This is a genomic window from Amycolatopsis sp. cg5, from assembly GCF_041346955.1.
Lineage (GTDB): Bacteria > Actinomycetota > Actinomycetes > Mycobacteriales > Pseudonocardiaceae > Amycolatopsis.
In genome coordinates this window covers 3,290,270-3,311,568 of the sequence record NZ_CP166849.1, presented here as the reverse complement: position 1 = coordinate 3,311,568, position 21,299 = coordinate 3,290,270, and the positions used below count along the sequence as shown (strand labels likewise).

The following is a 21,299-nucleotide window of genomic DNA, read 5'->3' as shown; positions in this document are numbered from 1 at the left end:
GCACCGGGTGGAGACAATAGTTGACAGCAATTTCGCCGTGCCATAGCGGTGAGCTGCCACCTGCACCGAGAATCGATCACGCAAATCATTGCTCACTGCTCTGCCCGCACCACGTTCACCAAGTTCCAAGATCGTGCGGCACCGATATTCGGTTTCTTGGCAGCCTTCGAGCTTCAGCAGCGCCGAGGCCGCGCCGGAGGACGGCAGGCCAGAGCCAGACGACACCCGAACTTGCCAGAGGCGCGCGAGGGAACGCACAATGCGCCGACGTCACTCTGACGAAGGCTTGAATTCGGACAGATCGATCGGCACGTCGGCCGCTACCTCCTCCACGGTCATCGAGCCGCAGGTTGAGCAGGCCTCGTTGCGCGGCAGCCCGATGCCGTACCAACGCAGCACGCTCATCTCGTCGGCATGTGGTACCACGCCAGCTCGGGCCAGCAAGGGTGGGCGAACTGGGGCTCGGTCGACCCAGCGCAAGGAGCCCAGCGGTTCAACTTCAATCTCAACAGCACGGATGACCGGGTCGACCTCTCGATCGGCTGTGGCGGAACGCCCCAGAACTGGGGGAAGGCCATGTCCGGTGCCGTCGCGGTGTTCAAGGTGCCGTCGCAGAACTTCACCGCGAACTGTTTCTGAAGCGGGCTACGTCTGTCAACTCACCAACGTCTGACCCCACCAGTACCGCCCCGTGATCCACTCATGCCCCCTCACTCGTGAGTGGATCGGGTTCGCCGAGTGGTGAGACCGCGACATCCACCCTACGGATGTCGCGGTCTCGCCGATCGAATCTCGTCGAGCACGTCCAACGCGCACTCTCTCGATCGTGAAGCCTTGAGACACCGAGAATACAGACCGCTCGCACCAACGACCTGGTCCCCGTACACGATCACCGCCCAGACCGTCGTGGGAAGTGGCTCGCCTCAGACCTGGTATGACCAGTGGTCATAGAGCGCCGCGAAGACTCGGCGTGCAGTCAGCGGTCAGCCTGCCGACTTGTCACGCATCCACCCGTCGAGCGCCAGACGCGCTCGAAAAGGAGATCCGCTACCGTCGCGGCGCTCAGCTCCGGATACCTGTACCCACCCGTGGTGTCGCTGGCCGGCGACCTGCACCTGGACATCGGGGCTGAAAGAAGACTCGTCGACGTCGCCGTAGCCGTGCCGGATGAGCGAGCGGTAGATGTCGTCTGAGACGACCACGACCAAGGGAGCGGATGTTTGCTTCAGCACGCTCTTCAGCTGAGGGGCATCCAGTAGCCGAAACGTGACATCCAGCCCCTCGCCGAAGCAGCCGTGACTGTCGTAGTAAACCTCGCCTGCGTGCACTGCGGCGCGCACCCTGAACGTACGATCAGGGTGCTCGAGATTGAAGCGTGCGATCAGTCGCCTGAGCGTCGGCACAACCGTTGCAAGCAGAGCATTCTTCGGAACCTCGTCCACCGGATGGATCATGATGAGGACACCGTCGCCCCGATCGATCGGCGGATCCCGGTATCGCTCAGCGACGCCGCCACTCAGCAGCGCTTCCTCGATCAAGTCGTACATCACGTGACGCATGACGAGCGCCTTCGAGCGGTTTGAAGTGTTTGAGGTAGCGGTCGACCCTTCGACATCCACTGCGAGAATCATTCGATACCGAGGTGGCGCCGGGGAAATGTTCATGGCTGCCCTCCCAGGTCGTCCCGTCCGGATCTAGCTTACGTCACCAGGCACCTGGGATCGGTACTCCGATGAGAGCCTGATTGGCAGCGCGAGATCACCGGCTGCACCCAAACGGGTGAGACCGATGACCTCACGCCACCTCGAGATCAGCGATTTTGCCCGCGCCGTCGCAGCAACGCCACAACGAGGTTGATCACCGCGGCCACGACTCGAGCAGGTCCGGCCCACTCTTCGAGGTTATCCCAGAAGTCCATGTCGCCTCCATAGGCTGTCTTGTGCTGTGGCGACGACTGCAGCAGCCGGGCGGAGTCGTCCGACACCTTGTAGGACATCTGAGTGACCTTTCGACACGTCTTGTTGCCTGTCCGCCGGACACTGGACAATGGGCCGGACAGGACGGGGAGAGGCGAACGATGGCGGACAGCGGTGATCGCGTTGCGCGGATCGCTGATCTGCAGGGCCTTGGGCAAGCCCTGATCGACCTGCGGACCGAGGCGGAGCTGTCGATCAGGATGTTGGCGGCCGAGGCCTGCAAGATGAACAACCGTCCGTGCGACCTGAGCAAGAACCTCATCGAGGACATGAGCAAGGGACGGCGGATCACCGAGGACAACCTGCGGCTGTACCTGCGGGTATGCGATGTTCCCAGAGACGAGTGGTGGAGTTGGATCGAGACACTCCACAGGGCGAACGGGAAATCGGCTGCACGGCCCGAGGGAGCACACCGGGTGCGAGATTGGGATCCGGTATACCTGGGTGTACATCGCGCGATTGAGATGCCCGGCTTCGCGGATGGGTTACCGAGCTATGTCGGTCGCGATCTCGACGACGAGCTGCGTAGTGATTTGCGGACGATGGCCGGCACCGGCGGTTTTGTCGTACTGGTCGGCTGGTCGTCCGCCGGCAAATCTCGCAGCGCCTACGAAGCTGTTACCGCCGAATTGCCGAATTGGTGGCTCGTTTCGTCCGCACCAGGTGCCGTTCCCACAAAGCTTCCAGCGCGGACTGTACTTTGGCTGGACGAACTCGGCGAGCACTTTGAGCCATCCCAACGTCTGCGCGCCGACGCCGTCCGCCGTCTCTTGTCAGCGCCAGAGCCGGTGATCATCGTGGGCACGCTATGGCCCAACCGGTACGCAGCTTTGGCTTCACTCGAATCGCCAGGTCCCGCCGTGGAAGTCCTCAAAATGGCAAAAATCGTTGAAGTTGACGATCACCTGACCGAGCGAGAGCAGAACAACGCCAAGACCGTCGCTCTTACCGACATTCGCATCGCGACAGCCCTCCGGGTCACCGACTACAGCCTGACTCAGACACTGACCGCCGCGCCCGCGCTGCTGCGCCGCTGGCGACTGGCGCCGCCGGTTGCGCGCGCTGTCATCTCAGCCGCCATCGACGCCCGAGACCTGGGCGTAAATTCCCCCGTATCACGGGATTTCCTGACCGATGCCGCACCAGGCTACCTGACCCAGCGGGAACGCCGAAGCCTGACCGCGACACAATTCAACGATGCGTTCACCTATGCGACCACTCTCTTGCACGGAGTCACGGCCACCCTCTGGCCGGAAAGCGAGACGGCAACTGCAACACATTTCAGTGTTGCCGAATATTTAACACAGCAAGTTCCATTGCGCTTGATACCCGAAACTACCTGGTTGGCAATTATCGAGCACGTACTCGACAAGGACGACCTCGAACGAGTGGCAGATTCCGCGCAGGGTAGATTACTCTACCGAATTGCCGAAAAAGTTTATCGGCATTCCAATACCGTCAGCGCGCGCTTGAAGGCAGCAGACCTCCTCGTGCAACGAGGCCAGGCGGAACGAGCCGTAGAATCACTAGCAGATCTTGCAAAACAAGGAAACGTCCCTACTCTTCGGTGGATTTCCGACTTCTACCAGCTGCGCAAAGCAGGCAGCAGCCACGAGGCACACGGTATTCTCAGCCGCCTCGCCGAAACAACAAATGACGACAGCGATCGAATTCAGCTCGCCCGATTCCTTGATCGACTCGAACATCCAGACACACTGGAAGAATGGAAGAAAATAGCTGAGAGAAACGTGGCAGCCGCGCGGCGTGCTGCTTCCTTGCTAGTCGCGCGGAAATTAGAAGACGAGGCAATCGAACTACTCCTCCCGTGGGCCGCCAAAGGCGACCGACGTACGCGCGACCAAGTTCGCGAGTTCTATACCAACGCAGGCCGCCTCGCCGAAATTGACGCTCTCAGCAAAAGTTGGGGCGATGCAGAGTACGCAGAGACCTTGGCATGGCGCTCGGAACAAAAAATGCTGCTCAAACTAGCCGAGGAGGGGAACTCACGCGCGCGCGTCCTGATGGCGGGCATACTCGAGGAAGAGGGGAAACTCACCGAGGCGCTTTGCATGTCTCAGCAGTGGATCGAAGACGGTGGAAAGAGTGAGCTCCTCATATACATCCGTCTCTGCACTAATACGAATAAGCTCACTCAAGCTATCGAGGCCCTTACCCGGCTCGCAGACGATTCCCAGGCAAGCTCGGACCAGGCTCGTTTTGGGGAACATGCTGACGAGGACCACGAAGTCGACCTCGAGACTGTTCTCGTCGACCTGCTCTACACCGCTAATCGGATAGATGACTTGCGAGCCTGCGCGGACACAGGAAGCGTCCTGGCTAGCATCGCCACAGCTCGATGGCTTCGCGAGAACGAAGAGATCGCGACACTGACAGCACGCGCGCAGGGTGGCGACTTCGACTCGTTGCAGTCCCTCACTGAGTACTTCCGTGAGAAGGACCGCCTCGCTGAGGCGGTTCACTTCTGGGAGGCGGCCGTCCTCCGGGATCCCGGAAGATCGCGAGAGCAGCTCGGTGACGTGCTCGACGAACTCGGAAGGACGCACGAGGCCTTGGAAATCGCCGAGGACATGGGCAAGAACGGCGATCGAAGCGCACGGTCACGAGTCGCACGCAGGATGGCCAAGTTGGCGATGTGGGACAAGCTGCGGAACCTGGCCGACGCCAGTGACCGTTATGCCGACATTGAGCACATTCGCCATCTTTCCGAGCTACGCAAATATACCGAAATTCAGCAGCGCGCTGCCGCTGGAAGTGTCGCAGCTGTCCGGGAGCTCCTAGCAGCCGCTCACAACGGGATCGCAGCAGCTGCAGGGATCGACGATTTCGGGCTTGAGCCAAGTGGAATACGAGCGGCCCCAGCTTCCGACGACGTTCAGGCGCAGTAAGTTGCCGCTATCGCAGATGAACTACAAATCTTTATCAGGAAAGAGATGCGAGCTGACGACTTGCTGCCGAACCCGAGGGCGTGTCACGCCAACTGTGTAGGTCGGGGGTGTACCAAGATCGACCGGCCTGGTGGGCGGTCGGAAGGGACACCGAGTGACGCAGAACACATCGCCTCGTCGCAGTGACGAGGCGGCGGCGCGGCAGCTGGCGGAGACGTTCTCGCCGGAGACGATCGACGCACTGCTGAAGGACGCCAAAGCGGCCGGAACGCCGATCGACGGCGTCAACGGCTTACTGAATCAAATGACCAAAGCGGTCCTCGAGCGGGCGCTGCAGGCCGAGATGACCGACCATTTAGGCTATGACGCCGGCGACCCCTCCGGTCGCGGTTCCGGCAATTCCCGAAATGGGAAGTCGACCAAGACGGTGTCGACGATGAACGGTCCGGTCGATATCGAGGTTCCGCGTGACCGGAACGGGTCTTTTGAACCCGCGATCGTGCCGAAGCGATCTCGTCGGATCGGCAACATCGACGACATGATCCTGTCACTGTACTCCCGGGGCATGACCACCCGCGACATCGAAGCTCATTTGCTGGAAGTTTATGGCGTGAATGCCTCCCGGGAATTGATATCTAACGTGACCGATGTCGTGGTCGACGAGATCAAAGCGTGGCAATCACGCCCACTCGACGAGGTATATCCGATCCTGTATGTGGACGGAATCCGGATCCGCGTCAAAGACAACGGCGTGGTCACCACCAAAGTCGCCTACCTGGCCATCGGTGTCGACGTGGACGGCCGCAAACATGCCCTCGGCTGCTGGATCCAGGACACCGAGGCCGCCAAGTTCTGGCAGAAGGTCGTCACCGACCTGCGCAACCGTGGCGTCAAAGACATCCTCATCGCCTGCTGCGACGGCCTGACCGGCCTGCCCGACGCGATCAAAGTGATCTTCCCCGACACGGTCGTGCAGACCTGCGTGGTCCACGTCATCCGCAACGCCTCGAAATTCGTGTCCTACAACGACCGCAAAAAGATCGCCACATCGATGCGCGAGATCTACTGCGCCCCCACCATTGAAGGCGCCGAACTCGCCCTGGCTGAATTCGACAAGAAATGGGGCCAGCAATACCCAGGCGCCATCGACGTGTGGCGCAACGCCTGGCACGACCTCATCCCATTCCTCGACTACCCGCCCGAACTCCGCAAAATCGTCTACACCACCAACGCCATCGAATCCATCAACTTCCAACTCCGAAAAATCACCAAGAACCGCGGACACTTCCCCGACAAAGACGCAGCCATGAAACTTCTCTACCTCGGACTTCGCAACATTTCCAGTCAACGCGGCGGAACATCCGGAACGGGAACGCATGGCTGGAAAGTCGCACTCAACACGCTAGCCCGCCTCTTCCCAGGAAGGCTCCCTTTCTGATAACCTGAAAAACGTAAGTAATCACCTCTGACTTACACAAAAATCGTGACAGGCTCGAACCCGACGACGCACCAGCGACCGTAACAAGGCGCCACCGCTCCCGCTCACGACTGTTCGTCTCCCGCTCCGTCGCGAGATCAGCCAGCCACTCTGTCACTTCGTCAGAGGTCATCATCCGGAACCCCAGCTCGGCGCGCTCCCACTGCACGAACACCTCCCGAGCGTCTTGCAACTCTTGAGCGCGCTCCTCGAAGCGCCAGGCGTTCCAGCTCCTTCCCCCAGGATCTCCAACACCAGTAACCAAGCCTGAACAAACTCCTCGAACGTGACGTCGGTGCCAGCACCCGGCTTCCACAGCATCCCGGCACGTTCGTACGGCTGGCCATCCCAGACGACCGGTACCTTTGTCGGCACAGCTCGTCCCACGTCACCAGTTCGACGATCAGTCGGCACCGCGATCCGGGGCCCGACCGGCGGGCGTTCCGGGTGATGACCATGCTCAAGGTAGAAGCGTCCGGCTTCGCTGAGCTGCGCCGTCCAGCATCCCGACCGCCGCAGCAGCCCGACCAAGCCGCGGTCAGGGGCGTAAACGGTTCTCGCGAGCGTCGGCTCACCTGATGTCACCGGCTCGGCAGCGGCGCCGATGCGCCGCAGGAGGTCGTGTTGCCGCTCGTTCAAGGTGGCCCATCGCTTCACAAGCTGGATAGTGACACTGACTCACCCATGACGCCGCCTTCAGCGCCAGCATCCGCCATCCGAATTCACATCGGCTCCACAGCGACGCCTTGGGCCAGCCTCGCGCCCGCGCTGGCGTTCGGCGCGACCATCGCAGCAATGGCCATCCGACGCGCCTTCGGCAAGAACGAAAAGACCGAGTAAGTGCTCGCAGCCGTTCAGCCGCATCGCGGTCTTTCGTAGCATGGCTATCGCGCGTCCCCAACCTGGACCGGACCACATGCGGCGGCGCCGGATGATCAGCAAGGGGGGTTCACGGCCAACGGAATGAACGCGCTGCGTCTCGGTATCGCCACCACGGCCGAGCAGCTCATCGACGATGATGGTAACCAAAGTGCACGAGCGGACCTGCATGCGGGATTCGCCTTCCCGGTTCTCACACTGGTCAGACGTCATGGTCACCATGACGCGCTACTCTCAAGCGGAGTTCAACGCGGCGCAGCAGAACGTCGTGCAGCAACACCACCCCCGTCTCTGCCAAGCGCGCGGTGCCGGGTGACGACATCCTCAGGCGATGCGTCTCGAAGACCGAAGCCGGTGGGAGCAGTTGGTCGCCGACCCTCTATTCACAGGCAGCAGCCGCTCAGAGCACCCAGCGCGAGCTCCTTCTTAGCGTGCACGACGCGAAAGCAGCGTTGCGACACATTGTTGATCAATGTGAAAATGATTTGTGCGACGCCTGGAAAGTCGTAAGCTTCCCCCAAGCAAGTACCGCCGGAAAAGGTGAAATATGAGCAAGAAACCCACTGACAGGCCACGCAGGAAAGTCGAAGACTACCTGATTCCCGAAGAGGACCGCGACATCTGGCTACGAAATCTGCTCGCGTGCTTGGGAGAGGCCTTGGGGATTCTCAACCTCGGCATCAACAAGTCCGAGCGGAAATCGAACCCGTACGAACTTTCCGTTCGCGACAGCGAGAGCCCTATCGACATCGAGCTGCAGAAAACGAAGACCGGCATGCAACTCAGCTTTTCCGGCTGGGCCACCGATGCCGAACTCGACGCTTGGCTGGTCGCGGCCAGAAAGGCGGAATCGGCGACCAACGCGAGCCGACAGGAGCTCCGCTGGTCCGCCATCGTCGGGCCGAACATCGAGATCACGCGCTCGCGCAGCGCACCAAAGCTCGCCGAAGAATGCATGTTGGGCACGATCAAGCTCACTCCCAGCCAGGAACGCCTGTTCGAGGTGGTTCCCACCGGCTCGCACCTGACCAACCAGCGAGGTTTCATCCTCAGTTGGCCCGCGCGAGCTTCGGGAGCGGTACTTGGCCATGACTATCAGCAGGCCGAGGCGGCGGCCGGACGCGAACTCCGCCTCCTTTGCGCACTGCTGTCCATCACGTTCGACGAATGCTGGGACGTGCGCCGAGGACTTTCATCGAGCCGCAGAACGAGATCGACTTCCCGCCGACCCCGCAGGAACTCGTGGAGAACGGCTTCACAACGGACAACTTCGCGGAGAGCTCGGAGCTCGAGTTGCCGCAGTGGCTCAGCGCCGCCTACTTCACGTTGCAAGAGGACCCGGAACTTCGAGACTCCGTCGTCGCGTTCCACGAAGCACTCCGCCTAAGCAGGAGGCACCCGTCGATGTCGATGCTGGCCTACGTCGCCACCATCGAGTCAATCGGCAAGCGGAACGTCCCGTTGCGGAAGTGCAAAAATTCCGACGGGTGTACCGCGATGGTCGGCTACGGCGACCGGGTCGTGAAGTCCTTACAGCGCGTGCTGCACAAAGCGGAGATCAGGAACCTGTACAACATCGACGACCTCCGCTCCCGGGTCGCGCACGACGGAAGCCTGGTCGGCTATGACCGCCTGCTGGGAGTCAGCACAATGGCCTCGCTCTTCGCCGCCGACCCCAGTCACGACCTAGAGTTGAACCTCTGGGTTCTCATGAAGGCGTGCCGACGGCTGCTCACCCTGGAATTGAATGGCCCCGAAACCTGGCCCCAGCAGCGTCAGACGCCGCGCTGGGCCTCGTGGCGGCGGCGATCTGCGCCGGTCCACTGGTCACCGGCGCAGAAGAGCCAGCGCAAGACTGATCGAGCCACGACGCAAAACGGGCGAGTAGGTGCCGTCTTGCCTTCGCTGGACCATTTCGAACAGCGAGGAAATCGTTCCACGCTGTTCGAAATGGCCTCGCTCGCCGAAGCGCGCGAAAGAGCCAGACGCAGCGGCCGCAGGCTTCTCCAGAGAACTCTCATTCGGCCAGAACCTCCGGACCAGCGGGCTGGATGAACTCGGGCTCGACTCGATCGCGGCGGTAGAACTTTACCGCCTGCTGAAAGCCGAGCTGGGCCTCGCAATGCCGGTGTCGCTGGAGTTCGACACCTCGGCTGACCGCCGAATTCGTGAATGGCCTACAAGAAGCCGCCGCCGACGGTTCGCCGCCCTGCTCGCAGTGACACGCGCAAGACGATAACCCGGTGTTCGGAGCAGCCTGCCACCTGCCCGACTACAGCAGCAGTTTGGCCGAACGCTAGTACGTGGTGGACGCGAGCCGAGGAGACCAGACCGTTCCCAAAGACCGAAGCTGCGATCTTAAGGCGATCTGCCAACCGGACGCCGAACAGCCTGGGCGTGCGCACCTGACACGCGGCGATTTCCTCGACGACGCCGCAGGGTTCGACACAGCCCTTTCCGCCATGCCAGCGCGCGGGTATGGACCCGTTGTTCGGTCCGAAGATCACCACCCTGCTCACCGACGACGGCAGGACCAACCTCGCCTCCCGCTTGGTCGCGATCAACCAGTTCCTCACCGGCTGGACTAACGAGGCCGATAGCGCCGGGGGCGAGCGACGGCGAGATGTTCGCCTTGATCGACTAGAAACGCGCCTCGACCGAACTCGCAGATCAGCGTGCGCGACCCACCCGGGTTTCCGCCCACGGGGAAGTAAGATGGGTGGCGATGACTTCGGGCAATCCACTCTCCACAAGTGCCGCTCCCTACGCGACCGGCGGGGGCGGCACGCGGCTGGAGCACGCTTATGGGGCAACGCTCCTGGTGTCGCTGCTGACCGGGGATCCACGCACCGAACTCGGCGACGACGTGCACCCCCGATCGGTGTGGTTCCAAGCCAGTGCGGTGAGCCCGGTCGACGATTTCTTGCTTGAGGCCGTAGATGGTGAGACCGTCCGGCGCGCCTCGATCGGCGTTCGGCGAGCCCCGGATCTGACCAAGAGCGACAAGGACTCGGTACCTCTTCTGCGGTCCTACCTACGGGTCGTCATCGAGCACTGGTCTGAGGTCGAGGCAGGCCTGTGGTGCCTGGTGCTCGCGGTGGCGAGCCCGAACACCGCAGCCAGGCAGCTGAGGCAACTCACCGTCGCGGCTCGCGCGCACCCTGGCGACTTCCGCGAGCAGGTCGCTGGCGGAGCCGTCAACAAGCGCGCCGAAACCCGGCTGGAACACTTCGACACTTTGATCGAAGAAGCCGCCGAGGACCTTGAAACTGAGATGCCGTCGAAAGAACTGACCTGGCGTCTGCTGTCCGCGCTGCGGGTGACCGAGCTGCGCTTGGAAGACGGTGACGAGAACGACCGGACCGCGGCGGTCAGCGCGTTGCGCGCCGTTGTTCCCGGTGGCGCTCCTGCCGCTGCGGACGCCTTGTTCGCCAAGCTGGTCGAGCTCACTGGACGCTACGCACCCTCGGGTGCTCAGGTCACCGAGCTGATCTTGCGTCGCGACTTGGTCGGCGCGCCGCTACTCCGATCCCGCTCGTATTCGGAGGCGTGGTCTAGTCTCGACGCGCTCGAGCAGGAACTTCGGCAGTCGACTCAAACCGACTTGCACGATGGCGAAACCACGCTGGAACTCGACCGTGCCGAGGCGCGGGCCGAGTTGATGCGTTCCATGGCCGCCGCGGGCGAAAGCGGCGCGCTGGTCGTGACCGGCGAGCCCGATGTGGGGAAATCTGCGCTCACCCTCAAGGCGGCCGACCAGCTGGCGGCCAATGGCGCGGTGGTACTCGCGTTGGGCCTCCGCGATCTGCCGCCTACGCCCACAGAGCTGCGGAAACACCTAGGCGCGGCCTTGGCCGACGTGCTGGGCACCGCAGCCGTCGGCGCTATGCGACTCGTGATCGTGGACGGCACCGAACTCGCGCTCGCCGGCCGCGGCCCACTGTTGAATGCCGTCAGCCGCGCCGCGCTGGAAGCCGACATGGGAGTCGTCGCCGTCACCCGCACTGATGGAGCGCGCCGCGTACGGGAGATTCTCGGCGAGGCCACCCGAGCCTGCGGTGTGAGTCCACCTCAGGAGCATGTCGTCCCAGCACTGACCAGCGCCGAGAGTGACCAGATCACGGCCCGCTTCACCAGGCTGAACCGGCTGCGTGACGAACGATCACGCTGGCTGGTCGTCCGTCCCGGCCTGGTGCGCTATCTGCTGCGGTCCGGTGTCGCCCCGGATCCCTCCGACATGCGGTCCGAAGCCGACGTGCTGGCCGATGTGTGGCATGGCCTGGTCCGGAACAACGAGCAGACTCACCCCGGCGAACCGACCCCCGATCAGCGCGAAGCCGCCGTGATCGCACAGGCCCACCGTGAACTGCAGCCCACAAGCGCGAGTCCACGAGCGGATCCCGCGGTGTTGCCCGCGCTCCGGTCGGCTGGGGTGCTCAAGTCCAGTCGCCTGCCTGCCGCCTGGCGTACCGACGACGAGTTCGCCGACGATCTCATACGTGACTTCGCCGTGGCGCGGCTGCTGCTGGTCGACGGCTGGCAGGTGCTCATCGCGGCCCAAGCACCGCGCTGGGCCATTCGCGCGGTGCGGCTCGCCTGCCAAGTGCGACTTCGATCTCACCCGGACGTCGCGCTGGCCTGGGGTGAACTGGCATCGTTTTTCGACGACATCGCCGAACGGTTCGGCCAGCGCTGGTCCGAAATACCCGTCGAAGCGGCACTCGCATTGGGAGACGCGCATTCGACAGTGTCCGGTATCTGGCCATCACTCTGTTCGAACGACGCCGACGGAAGAAAAACCCTGGTAAGGCTGGCTTTGCAGCGCTACACCAAGGCAGGCTTCGGTGACCCGGTCGCGTTGAGGCCAGTCGTCGCACTTGCCTTCGACGAAGTAATCGACGACAAGCAGATCGGCGAGGTGACACTGGCTTGGCTACGCGGTCAGGCCCAAGCCGACGCGGCGCCGTCACAACTGCGGCAGCGCATCCGTGACACCATCCTGGCCTCCGGTCCACCTGCCCACGACAAGTTCGCCGTGGAGGCGATCGCGACACTCGGCCCTGACCTCAATGACGCAGCCGAAGCGTTCTTGCGCCAAGTCGCTGAGGAACGCAGCGGCCGTCTGTGGCCGGCGGTGGAGTCTCCCGGTGCCGTCATCACCATGGTGGCGTACCAGCCTCAGCTCATGCTCGAACTCGCCGAGGCCTACTACATCGACAAGCGTGATCCCTCAGGCTGCGCCTACCAAAGTGACGGCATCCGTGGCCACCAAAGCACCCCGCTCGTCCCCCGGGCAGCCTGGCACTACGGTCCGTTCTGGCAACTGCTCAGCCACGTTCCCCGTGACGCGCTTGCCCTGATCAACCGGATCCTCGACCACGCCGTGCACACTCGAACGCGACGGGGCATGCCCCGTGCCGTCCACCGCGACCAAACGCAGCAGTACCTGGAAATCACGTTGCCCGGTTTGGGAAAGCGCCCGTACTACGGCGATGTGAACACCTGGACCTGGTACCGAGGCTTCTTCGTCGGCCGCGATCCGTGCGTCAGCGCGCTGCTGGCGATGGAGCGCTTCGCGGACAACCTCATCGACGATCACTCGATCCCAGCGAGCGATGTCGTGACGCTCTTTTTGCGTGACTGCAACAATCTCGCCGTGCCAGGCCTCGTCGTCGGTCTGCTGCTCCGCCATCTCGACTGTGCCTCCGATCTGCTCGACCCGTGGCTCGTGCACCCTGAGATCTGGCACATGGAGGCATCGCGGTCGGGGCAGGAGCGGCTCCGCAGCCCGGTGCCTGCTGGAACAGAACGACAGCGCCGCAGTGTCGACGACGCTGTCCCATACCTCACTCTCCGAGCCGCGCTGGGAGGTGATTCCGCGCGGTTGGCGAAGCTCGCCATACTGGGCGACGAGCTGTTCAGCCGCGCGCGGGAATTGTTCCGCGACAACGAGGAAGCGTTGGTCGAAGCCGAAACGTGGCGGGCGGCGTTCCACCCGAAGAACTACTACGCCGAAGCCACCGACGGCGGGGTGCTCGTGCACTACATACCTCCCGAGGCCGTAGCCGCCAAACTCGAACCCGGCCGCTCGGACGTGGTGACAAAGGGGTCGGCACTACGACTGAACAACATCTACGCGAAGTCGGCCGATCGGGTCGCGCCGACCGACACGCTGATCGAGGACATCGAGTTCGCCCGGAAGCTTCCGACCGCTCTCCCCGCCGGCAGTGCTTTGTACAGCACGAAACCAGCCGCGGCCGTGGCCGCCGCGGCGATCGTCGCACAAGCGCGGCACCAAGCCGATGTTCCCAACGACGATCTGAGCTGGGCCGTCGAAACCCTCGTTCAAGCGGTGGTCGAACCTGACCTTACTTACAGAGACTGTGAGTCAACGTTCGATTCCCACGGCGCGGACCGATCGGCCGCCGCCGCGCTCCCCCTGCTGCTGCTCCCGGCATTCGACGCGATGAACCTCGATCAGCAGCAGGTCGAGCGAGGCCTGCGAAGCTGCGGCACAAGCGTTTTCAACGAGGTCCGCACTCAGTTCGCCATCGCCTCCGCACCAATCTGGACGACGCCGTGCGACACCACGGAATCCTTTACGTGCCACCACCGAGTGCTCTGGGACGCCAACCAAGCGGGACTCAGCGACGCGCGGTTCAGCGTGACCGAAGACGGCACATGGACGCTGGACCCCCTGTCGCCACCGTACGCTACCGACCTAGCGGCCACCGAACCCGAGAACCTCGAGGTCAATCGGCTGGTACCGCCGCTGGTCGCGGCGGCAAGTGCCCGGCACGCGGCGTGCGTCGGCGCCGAGGCCATGACACTGCTTGACGCACTCCTGGCCGCACATCGCCGCGGCACGGATCACGCGGCGAGGGAAAACCACAGCGAACCGTCCGACCAGCAACGCGGAGCCGTCGCACACGTGCTGGTGACGCTTGCCGTCGACGGGCACCTCGAACCACTGGTTGAGCACGTCAAGTTCTTCGCAGGCAACGCGGGCGCACTGCAGACCCTGTTGACCGACTTGGCGACGCTATTCACCAACGACGACGCGCTCCGGCCACACCTCGGAGCGCTCTGGCGGCAGGCGATGACCGCCGTACTCGACGCAGTCGACACGGGCACCGACTTCCGCAACGACGACCACTGGGTCGACTGGGCGATCAACGCACTCATCCCGTACCCGCGGCTCGATGCGGGAGACCCGGCCCCGGATGCCACCCTCCAGCGCGCCCGGACGACGTGGGTCGCCCCGGAGACCCTGACCGACCTGGTCGCTCGCTGGATTCCACTGGCCAAGCACGAACCACAAGCGGCCGACGCGATCGCCTCGCTCGCCGAATGCGGCCCAGTGAACTGGCAGCTCACCACCGCGCTCGACTGGGCAGAGCAGGTGATCGACGGCCGGCACGAGCGCTTCGCCAACCAATGCGTGTTCCTGACCAGCTGGCTCGCGTCCCTGCGCGAAAAAGGCACCGGAGGCGCCACCGAAACCGCACGGTGGCGCCGGATCGTCGACGGCCTCGCCGCAGCCAACGACGACAGGGCAGCCGAACTCCAGCAACTGGAGGAATGACGCCTGCTCCGGGCGAAGGATCGTAACGCCACCTCCCGCACCCACGGTCGCCGAGCGAACGTCCGCATCTGGATGGCGGCGAGCTAGCTGACAGGCGGACTGTACTCGTTTGGCGCCGTAGTGCCCGCCGATAGCCGGATGCAGACCTTCGGGCGAGTCAAGTGTCCAGGCGCGTCCAGGGTTCAAGCTTTGATCGATTGGTGGTTCTCACGCGAGCTTCGGGGAGCCTGATCACGCACGAACTTCAAGGCCGATATGACGCCGTTGATCTGCTGAACCGCCATCGTGACGTACGGGTCAGCGCTCCTGCCCTGGTGCGGGGCGAACACACCGGTGATTGTCAGCTCGAGTTTCGTCAGTGCGGCGATGACCTGGCGCTGCTCATAGTCGACCCAGTCCTCCGGCTCGTCGGAGAAGGCGTAGCCGGACCGAAAAGTCCAGGTCAGGGGGGTGAGGTGCTCGACGGCCGCGGTCTCTCTGATCCAGCGCAGCCCGTTACGGACCTGGTAGAGACTGAGTTCGGTCACCTCGACGAGCGCCGCGGTCTTGAGCGCGCCGGGGCGAGCGGCCTCCAAGGCGAGCCGGACTCGTTCACCAACCACGGGACGCGGAAGTGGGACGCGGACCATCGCTCACTCCTCCCCGAGCAACTGCGCCAGCTGCTCATCCATACTCGCGTCCCCGGTCTCCAGGCTGGTCTGGCACCAGTCGGCCGCCGCGCGCACCTTCACCAGATACCGGCCGACGGCCGCCTCCTCAGCATCGGTCAGATTGTTCTCGCGCAACATCGGCAACGCACGGTTCACCACCGCCACGAAGGCGTTGCAGCCGCCGATCAGCTGCGTGACCTCGATCGAATAACGCAGCTTGCGCGCAGCGGGAATCTGCTTCTCGACCTTGTGCCGCACCTCTCGCGCACGCTCGAACTGAGCGGTGTTGACGCTGCGACGGGCCGTGTGGTCGGCCATCGCCTTGCTCGCCACCTCGGGCCGATGCAGGAGGTTGGTCGCCACAGTGGCGGCGACCTCGGTGTCACGGACCAAATCGTGGACCTTGGCGACCTTTTCCTGCCTGCTCTCCGGCTGCTTCGGCGTCCGGCCAGCAAGGCGCGCCGCGTCGTCGACCCGCCAGTACCGACGACGCGTACGCGGGTTGAGTGTCGGCTTCTTGATGAGCTGGAAGCGGCGGTCCAGATGAGCCATCGTCCGGTGGACCGTGAAGCTGCCAAGATCGAGGCGCCGCTTCCCGCTCGGCCAAGCCGCCGCAGTCATGCGATACCCGAGCAAGGTGCTGAATTCAACGCCGATATCGTCGGCGAAGGTGCGCAGCGTGTCGTAGACACCACCGCCCGCTTCTCCCACTCGGTTCATGGGTTCAATCTCCAGCGCGATATCACCGAGTTCAAACTGATGACCACCCACCGACTCGATCGCCTTGATAGCGCGATCCAGCAATAGCTCGTACCGCGCCTTCGTCACGTGCCCGATGCCAGAAACCATGACTCACTCATCCTTCGAATCATCAACACGGCCGCCCCAGTCGTCGGTCGCGCGGACGGCCGGGGCGCTTCGTGAACATTCGAATTTTGCGCGCCGCTAACGGAAGGCGCAAGGGTCAGATCTCGATGTTTTCGCAGATCAGAGCCAATTTTTTGCCGTTCGCGAAACCGTTACGTGACGGTTTCGCGAACGGCACGGTGCCGCGCCCGCCAGGCTCGTGTTCTGCACCGGGAAGAGCAGTAGCGGACATTAGGGCGACGCTGCAGACCGACCACCCACGTTTCACCACAGCCGAGGCATACCGCCTTCGCCTCGTTCTCTCGACCGCGCGTCAACAAGTCGACTCTCAGCGCGGTCCTACGCTCCCAACGCCAGTGACGGGAACGGCACGCATCACAGCAAAAGCGAGCGGAAAGGCGAGCCGCTTCGGGGATTTCGCTCCCACACGCGAGACAATTCCGTTTGCCTACCTCGACCGCCATCGAAGGAGCGTCGCACCACGTCGTCGACAAAGCCAGACCCAGCGGACCACATACGCGGGGCGGCGGCTGCCACAACCTGAGGGGCTTTCGCTCGCGAGAAGAGCCCGACGCCCGGAGAAATCCGATGATCGCAGCACACGGCAGAAACTTCGCGCACACGCTCAAGGGCAGTCGGCCTAGACGGACAGATCGGTCGTATCCACGTGACCGTCCGGCAGCAGATCCCCGGAAACGGCTGCCTGAAATGTAGCGGTCTGATCGACGCGACCGGCTTGGCACTGGACATGCTTCCGGAAAATGTCCAGGAGCAAGCCCGATACATCGGCGAGGTTCCCACCCCCAGCGTGATCGCGCTGAACAGCGTCGCTGCTGGCGAAGCCGTCAACCACTTCATGTTCGCGGTCGCCAATCTCCACACCGAGGACCGTGAGCATTCGGTGCTGCAGTTCCCTCGCGACGGACAGAGGACCGACCAGCGGTCTCGACGTGACCCCCATTGCAGAACCTGTTCTCACCACAGCAGCTTTGCCAGCGGCTCGGGCAACTGAGAGCCGAACCCGTGCAAACGACCCTGACCTGGTCACTAATCACCGGCGCGAGCCCGGTACTCGGACCGTACCGCCTTCACCAGCATCCGGGCTCGAGAGGCACCGATCCCCAACTGCTCGCGGAGCACCTCCGCCGAAATGGGCCGCTGGGTTCGCACCCAATGCAGCATGTCTTCTTCCTTAGCACGCGACAGAAGATCATCCGCACGGTCCGTTTCGTCGGTCGCGACTCCCCCGGACGAAGCCGCCTCAGCAGCGCCACTACCAGGCACTTTAATAGTTTTTTGGCAGCCTTCGAGCTTCAGTAACAAGTCCGGCCCGACCTCGGCCCACCCGATCAACAGCAGCGGCCCCACCGCATCGAACGCAGCCTTGCCGACATGGCCCGCAAGGAGTGGATCCGCAACGTTCAAGGCCAACGTCACCACGCTGGCGAACAGGAGAAGCCGTCGACCGGGGGCGCAAGCCCTCCGCGGCCATGCCCTGCAGCGCCAGGTGACGCACGGCCAGCAAAAGCCCCAGAACCGACAGATCCACCGCAGGCGCCACTAGCGGCGCGATCCACACCGGCACGCCGAGCCTCAAAGCCAGATTTAGCACATTGCCGAAGCCGAACAAGAAGGTCAAGGCGACCACCGTCGCGGCGATCGCCGTCACGACGTTCACAACTGGATCACGATCAGACACGTCGAACACGTCCTCCGAAGCCAAGATCATCCGGCGAAAATCCGGCGACGGCAACGAGTGGCAAGCCGCCGGAACGAGGAGGAACAGGACGTACTGACCTGCTGAAATACGAGAATCGCCTGGTCGGGAACCCGGTTGATCTTCCCTGACACGGAAGAGGTCACTGGTTCAATCCCAGTATCGCGCACCATATTGGTCGATTGTGTTCAAGCCCCCGGACTTCGTCCGGGGGCTTTTTCCGTTGTCGAATGCTGATGACTTTGAGGGACCCCGTGCCGCCCCCGCCCCCCAACCCCCACGGTCGACAGCGATCACAAAGGTTCGGTAACTGCGCGTAACAGCGGATTGCGTGGTCGCGACTCGTACAGCGAGGTGGGCGACATGACCTGTACGCATGAGGAAGACGATCAGTTGTTCAGCCACGGCTGTCCGGTGAACGAGGCAACTTCCGGTCCGGGCGTGCACGCACTCGTGATCGGAGTCAGTCACTACCCACTCCGGAAGCGGCCTTGGCATCCGCGGTTCAGGTCACTCCCCCAGTTCGAAGACGTTCCGGGATGCGCCACCGGGGCGGCCTGTTTCGCCACCTTCCTCGAGTCCAGATTTCTGGATCCCGCTGAGATACCGCTCCGCACCGTTCGCCTGCTGCTCTCGCCCACCGAAGATGAGCTGCCGTTCCTTCCCGCCGGACGTTGGCAGGACGCGACGGCCGTCAATGTCCGAGACGCGTTGGAGCGCTGGCAGGAAGACTGCGACTCGAACCACGACAACGTCGCGATCCTGTATGTGGCCGGCCATGGAGTCGCCGGGCCGGCCGCTGGGTTGTTCGCCTTTCTCGGTGGCGCCAACCAGTTGAACGACCCTTATGTCGAGAGTATCAACTTGATGGCGGTCGCCGAGTCGTTGAAGACCTGCCAGGCGCGATCCAACATCTATATATACGACTGTTGCGCTACCGCCGTCGCTCCACAAGGGACATCCTGCGGGATCTACCCGCCTGTACCTGTCGCCGCCTCGGATTACAGCGGACGTGAATTCCAGCTCAACATCATGGCAGCGCGGATGGGGGCCAAGGGTTACACGATCAGCGCGGCAGAAGGAACCTTGTTCTCGAAGGCTTTTCTTCCCCTGCTCGATACCGCGGGCGAACTGATCGGCGGTACGTTCACGATCACCAAGAACAGGCTCCAGCGGGAATTGCCCGAAGCGGTCCGGCATGCTCATCCCGACGTACCCAATATTGACGGAAAGGAGCCGAGCGTCAACGGGGAGCACGCTCCACATGGGATCAACCGGCCGCAGCCTGCGCCGAGCTTCCCGGTCGATTTTCTGCCAGAACCGACCAGCACCGCGCTGCCACTCGATTTCTGCATTCGATTCGGCGGCCAGGTCGTCGATCGCGGGGAGCTCAACGGCCACCAGCACACCGTGAACCTGCCCGCCGGGAATTACCGCGTCGAGGTGGCCTGGCAGGACGGCGAGCACGGAACCTGCAGGTCGTTCTACGACCTCTGTGTCGACCGACGCAAGCAAGTCGTGGCCGCGACCGGGGAGGAGTCGGCCCAATGGTAGAAGTCACTTTCCAATGGAAACAGCTTCCGGACAGCAGGCACCTGGCGTCGTGCACACCGGTCGGATTCCTCGAGCAAAACCGGCTTCGCTACGCATGCGCGGGTGAAAGCGTCGACCTGTGGCTCCGCGAGCGTAATGCGATCGCGGTCGCCATTCCCGGATACCGCCCGCATCTGCTGAATCCGATAGTGGAGCACCGAGGCCCGATCCGGTTGCTGCTCGACTTCGATCAGCTCACCTCCGACGAGATCACAACGGGCGATTCCGAGGAAGAACCACGTGGCCAGTCACCGGACACCTTTGGCATGACATTGACCTCGTGGGACCGTCTGCCACCCGGCTCGGTCGAACTCGCGCCAAAGCCGAACGGTGACGGTCGATCACCTGGCCGGCGCACCGCAGGCCATGCGGCTCGAGGTGGCAAGCCGCCGAACCCCTCGCCGCGTGCTCGGGGTGCCGCCGCTTGGTGCCGCCGAAAGCGTCCGGGTTCTCTGGCACCGCCCGCATTCCTCTGTCGCGCGCCCGAGGGTCGAGCCCGATGACCCGTTCGGCCGCCACCTCATGAGGTACCTACTGGCCGGCCAGCATGCGGCCGCGGCCGCCGCGGCTCGCACCGTCGAACGACTGAGGGGTGCCGCGTCGACAGTGAACTGGTCCGCCCCGTCGTACACGCAGCTCCTCGTCGGCTATGCGTACGCGCTCGGCGGAGATCGGGCGAGGCTCGCGCTGTGGTGCCGGAGAACTGCGGCAGCACGCACGCTCGGCGCCGACGGCCTGGCGCTCGCCGCGGAAAGTGCCTGGCGGCACCATGATGACGAGGCGACCGTGCGATTGCTTACGGAGGCATCCCGGTTCGCGCCGCCGACACTGCGGTTCGGCATGGAAATCGGTCTGCGGCTGACGACGCTGATCGACGGCGATCGGCTGGGCAAGGAGCTGGACCTGGCTCCGCTGGAAGCGGTGCGGCGCCGCTACATCGCTTTGCTCGTCAAGACCGATGCCAGTTCGGCGACGCTGTCGGTACCGCAGACGAACGTGACGAGCCCCGACTTGTCCAGAGCGTCAGGTCCGCGGCGCGCGACCGCGGCAGCACGCTTCGCCGCGACAGTGTGGCGGTATCGAACGATCATCCGCACCAGCGGCGTCCCCAATGTGCGTAACGGATTCCTATCAAGGAGGGCCACGGTCATGTCCGTTCGGAAGGCAAGCGCAGATTCCGCAGGTAAAGGTGAGTCGACGAAGGTGCTCGGAGGCGCCGCCTTGTGGGTAGCGGTGTTCGCGCTCGCGATCTGGTTGCTCTTCTCGATTTACCTCTTGACCATGGCCGGCTCGTCGACGGACCTCACCTGGACCAGGCTCGCCTGGGTCTTCGGTTCCGTCGAGGCGGTGGCGTTCACAGCGGCAGGAGCGCTGTTCGGCACCGCGGTGCAACGCGATCGAGCGGACAAGGCGGAGAGCCGGGCCGACTCCGCTGAGGACAAAGCCGAGCTGCACCGCGACGATGCGACGAAGGGACGTGCGCTCGCCGCCAGCCTGCAGGCCGACACCATCGCGCAAGGGGCTCTCAAGTCACTGGCTCCTGGCCAGTCGTCGCAGGATGATGTTCGACGCCGGCACGCAGACTTGGCCAGAAGTCTGTTCGGTGACCTTGTGCCACCATCGTGATCCATTTCATCGATCCCGGTCTT

General features: G+C 63.5%; 18 protein-coding genes and 1 pseudogene. 11 read left to right on the top strand and 8 right to left on the bottom strand.

Annotated elements, in window-relative coordinates; genetic code table 11:
* Window positions 1–270 precede the first annotated feature (270 nt).
* Window positions 271–405, bottom strand: coding sequence for a hypothetical protein (locus AB5J62_RS15145; protein ID WP_370948838.1), 135 nt, complete (start codon window positions 403–405; stop codon window positions 271–273).
* 9 nt (window positions 406–414) lie between these two features.
* On the opposite strand from AB5J62_RS15145, the gene AB5J62_RS15140 reads away from it, so the two are divergent.
* Window positions 415–639 (top strand): hypothetical protein, encoded by a 225-nt coding sequence (locus tag AB5J62_RS15140; RefSeq protein ID WP_370948837.1) that lies wholly within the window; start codon window positions 415–417, stop codon window positions 637–639.
* A 344-nt stretch (window positions 640–983) separates the two neighbouring features.
* Here the strand turns inward: AB5J62_RS15140 and AB5J62_RS15135 are convergent, their stop codons facing one another.
* Entirely contained in the window at window positions 984–1,619 is a 636-nt protein-coding gene (locus tag AB5J62_RS15135; RefSeq protein ID WP_370948836.1) for a hypothetical protein, read from the bottom strand.
* Window positions 1,620–1,810: 191 nt separating this feature from the next.
* Window positions 1,811–1,996, bottom strand: a complete 186-nt coding sequence (locus AB5J62_RS15130; RefSeq protein ID WP_370948835.1) for a hypothetical protein — start codon at window positions 1,994–1,996, stop codon at window positions 1,811–1,813.
* 81 nt (window positions 1,997–2,077) lie between these two features.
* On the opposite strand from AB5J62_RS15130, the gene AB5J62_RS15125 reads away from it, so the two are divergent.
* Both AB5J62_RS15125 and AB5J62_RS15120 read left to right on the top strand, forming a co-directional pair.
* Window positions 2,078–4,882, top strand: a complete 2,805-nt coding sequence (locus tag AB5J62_RS15125) for a hypothetical protein (RefSeq protein ID WP_370948834.1) — start codon at window positions 2,078–2,080, stop codon at window positions 4,880–4,882.
* Window positions 4,883–5,087: 205 nt separating this feature from the next.
* Window positions 5,088–6,320 (top strand): IS256 family transposase, encoded by a 1,233-nt coding sequence (locus AB5J62_RS15120; RefSeq protein ID WP_370950266.1) that lies wholly within the window; start codon window positions 5,088–5,090, stop codon window positions 6,318–6,320.
* A 735-nt stretch (window positions 6,321–7,055) separates the two neighbouring features.
* Here the strand turns inward: AB5J62_RS15120 and AB5J62_RS15115 are convergent.
* Complete coding sequence (locus tag AB5J62_RS15115) at window positions 7,056–7,460, bottom strand: hypothetical protein (protein WP_370948833.1); 405 nt, start codon at window positions 7,458–7,460, stop codon at window positions 7,056–7,058.
* A gap of 325 nt (window positions 7,461–7,785) precedes the next feature.
* Here AB5J62_RS15115 and AB5J62_RS15110 point away from each other — a divergent pair, with 325 nt between their 5' ends.
* The 4 genes from AB5J62_RS15110 to AB5J62_RS15095 all read left to right on the top strand — a co-directional run bounded on the left by AB5J62_RS15110 (window position 7,786) and on the right by AB5J62_RS15095 (window position 14,823).
* A complete protein-coding gene (locus AB5J62_RS15110) occupies window positions 7,786–8,625 on the top strand; it encodes a hypothetical protein (protein WP_370948832.1) in 840 nt (279 codons plus the stop codon).
* 17 nt (window positions 8,626–8,642) lie between these two features.
* On the top strand, window positions 8,643–9,293 hold the full coding sequence (locus AB5J62_RS15105) for a hypothetical protein (RefSeq protein ID WP_370950505.1): 651 nt from the start codon (window positions 8,643–8,645) through the stop codon (window positions 9,291–9,293).
* Window positions 9,286–9,477 (top strand): phosphopantetheine-binding protein, encoded by a 192-nt coding sequence (locus AB5J62_RS15100; protein WP_370950265.1) that lies wholly within the window; start codon window positions 9,286–9,288, stop codon window positions 9,475–9,477. The genes AB5J62_RS15105 and AB5J62_RS15100 overlap by 8 nt, the downstream gene beginning before the upstream one ends.
* Before the next feature lie 486 nt (window positions 9,478–9,963).
* Window positions 9,964–14,823, top strand: a complete 4,860-nt coding sequence (locus AB5J62_RS15095; RefSeq protein ID WP_370948831.1) for a hypothetical protein — start codon at window positions 9,964–9,966, stop codon at window positions 14,821–14,823.
* 182 nt (window positions 14,824–15,005) lie between these two features.
* Here AB5J62_RS15095 and AB5J62_RS15090 read toward each other — a convergent pair whose 3' ends face one another.
* The 3 genes from AB5J62_RS15090 to AB5J62_RS15080 form a co-directional block, all read right to left on the bottom strand.
* Complete coding sequence (locus AB5J62_RS15090; protein ID WP_370948830.1) at window positions 15,006–15,452, bottom strand: hypothetical protein; 447 nt, start codon at window positions 15,450–15,452, stop codon at window positions 15,006–15,008.
* Window positions 15,453–15,455: 3 nt separating this feature from the next.
* A complete protein-coding gene (locus AB5J62_RS15085; RefSeq protein ID WP_370948829.1) occupies window positions 15,456–16,322 on the bottom strand; it encodes a DUF6192 family protein in 867 nt (288 codons plus the stop codon).
* A gap of 115 nt (window positions 16,323–16,437) precedes the next feature.
* Complete coding sequence (locus AB5J62_RS15080) at window positions 16,438–16,572, bottom strand: hypothetical protein (protein ID WP_370948828.1); 135 nt, start codon at window positions 16,570–16,572, stop codon at window positions 16,438–16,440.
* A 435-nt stretch (window positions 16,573–17,007) separates the two neighbouring features.
* Here AB5J62_RS15080 and AB5J62_RS15075 point away from each other — a divergent pair, with 435 nt between their 5' ends.
* On the top strand, window positions 17,008–17,352 hold the full coding sequence (locus tag AB5J62_RS15075) for a hypothetical protein (RefSeq protein WP_370948827.1): 345 nt from the start codon (window positions 17,008–17,010) through the stop codon (window positions 17,350–17,352).
* Window positions 17,353–17,387: 35 nt separating this feature from the next.
* Here the strand turns inward: AB5J62_RS15075 and AB5J62_RS15070 are convergent.
* Window positions 17,388–18,018 (bottom strand): annotated as a pseudogene (locus AB5J62_RS15070) (hypothetical protein).
* Between AB5J62_RS15070 and AB5J62_RS15065 the strand changes: the two are divergent.
* The 3 genes from AB5J62_RS15065 (at window position 17,954) to AB5J62_RS15055 (ending at window position 21,276) form a co-directional block, all read left to right on the top strand.
* Entirely contained in the window at window positions 17,954–18,136 is a 183-nt protein-coding gene (locus tag AB5J62_RS15065; RefSeq protein ID WP_370950504.1) for a hypothetical protein, read from the top strand. The pseudogene AB5J62_RS15070 and the gene AB5J62_RS15065 overlap by 65 nt on opposite strands.
* 284 nt (window positions 18,137–18,420) lie before the next feature.
* On the top strand, window positions 18,421–19,611 hold the full coding sequence (locus tag AB5J62_RS15060) for a caspase family protein (RefSeq protein WP_370948826.1): 1,191 nt from the start codon (window positions 18,421–18,423) through the stop codon (window positions 19,609–19,611).
* Window positions 19,612–19,980: 369 nt separating this feature from the next.
* Window positions 19,981–21,276, top strand: a complete 1,296-nt coding sequence (locus tag AB5J62_RS15055; RefSeq protein WP_370948825.1) for a hypothetical protein — start codon at window positions 19,981–19,983, stop codon at window positions 21,274–21,276.
* Window positions 21,277–21,299 lie beyond the last annotated feature (23 nt).

What these genes read in the sequence shown, in the direction of transcription:
- AB5J62_RS15145 (WP_370948838.1), bottom strand. Translation starts at nt 405, where the DNA reads ATGAGCGTGCTGCGTTGGTACGGCATCGGGCTGCCGCGCAACGAGGCC.
- AB5J62_RS15140 (WP_370948837.1), top strand. Translation starts at nt 415, where the DNA reads ATGTGGTACCACGCCAGCTCGGGCCAGCAAGGGTGGGCGAACTGGGGC.
- AB5J62_RS15130 (WP_370948835.1), bottom strand. Translation starts at nt 1,996, where the DNA reads ATGTCCTACAAGGTGTCGGACGACTCCGCCCGGCTGCTGCAGTCGTCG.
- AB5J62_RS15125 (WP_370948834.1), top strand. Translation starts at nt 2,078, where the DNA reads ATGGCGGACAGCGGTGATCGCGTTGCGCGGATCGCTGATCTGCAGGGC.
- AB5J62_RS15115 (WP_370948833.1), bottom strand. Translation starts at nt 7,460, where the DNA reads ATGGTGACCATGACGTCTGACCAGTGTGAGAACCGGGAAGGCGAATCC.
- AB5J62_RS15110 (WP_370948832.1), top strand. Translation starts at nt 7,786, where the DNA reads ATGAGCAAGAAACCCACTGACAGGCCACGCAGGAAAGTCGAAGACTAC.
- AB5J62_RS15105 (WP_370950505.1), top strand. Translation starts at nt 8,643, where the DNA reads ATGTCGATGCTGGCCTACGTCGCCACCATCGAGTCAATCGGCAAGCGG.
- AB5J62_RS15095 (WP_370948831.1), top strand. Translation starts at nt 9,964, where the DNA reads ATGACTTCGGGCAATCCACTCTCCACAAGTGCCGCTCCCTACGCGACC.
- AB5J62_RS15090 (WP_370948830.1), bottom strand. Translation starts at nt 15,452, where the DNA reads ATGGTCCGCGTCCCACTTCCGCGTCCCGTGGTTGGTGAACGAGTCCGG.
- AB5J62_RS15085 (WP_370948829.1), bottom strand. Translation starts at nt 16,322, where the DNA reads ATGGTTTCTGGCATCGGGCACGTGACGAAGGCGCGGTACGAGCTATTG.
- AB5J62_RS15080 (WP_370948828.1), bottom strand. Translation starts at nt 16,572, where the DNA reads ATGTCCGCTACTGCTCTTCCCGGTGCAGAACACGAGCCTGGCGGGCGC.
- AB5J62_RS15060 (WP_370948826.1), top strand. Translation starts at nt 18,421, where the DNA reads ATGACCTGTACGCATGAGGAAGACGATCAGTTGTTCAGCCACGGCTGT.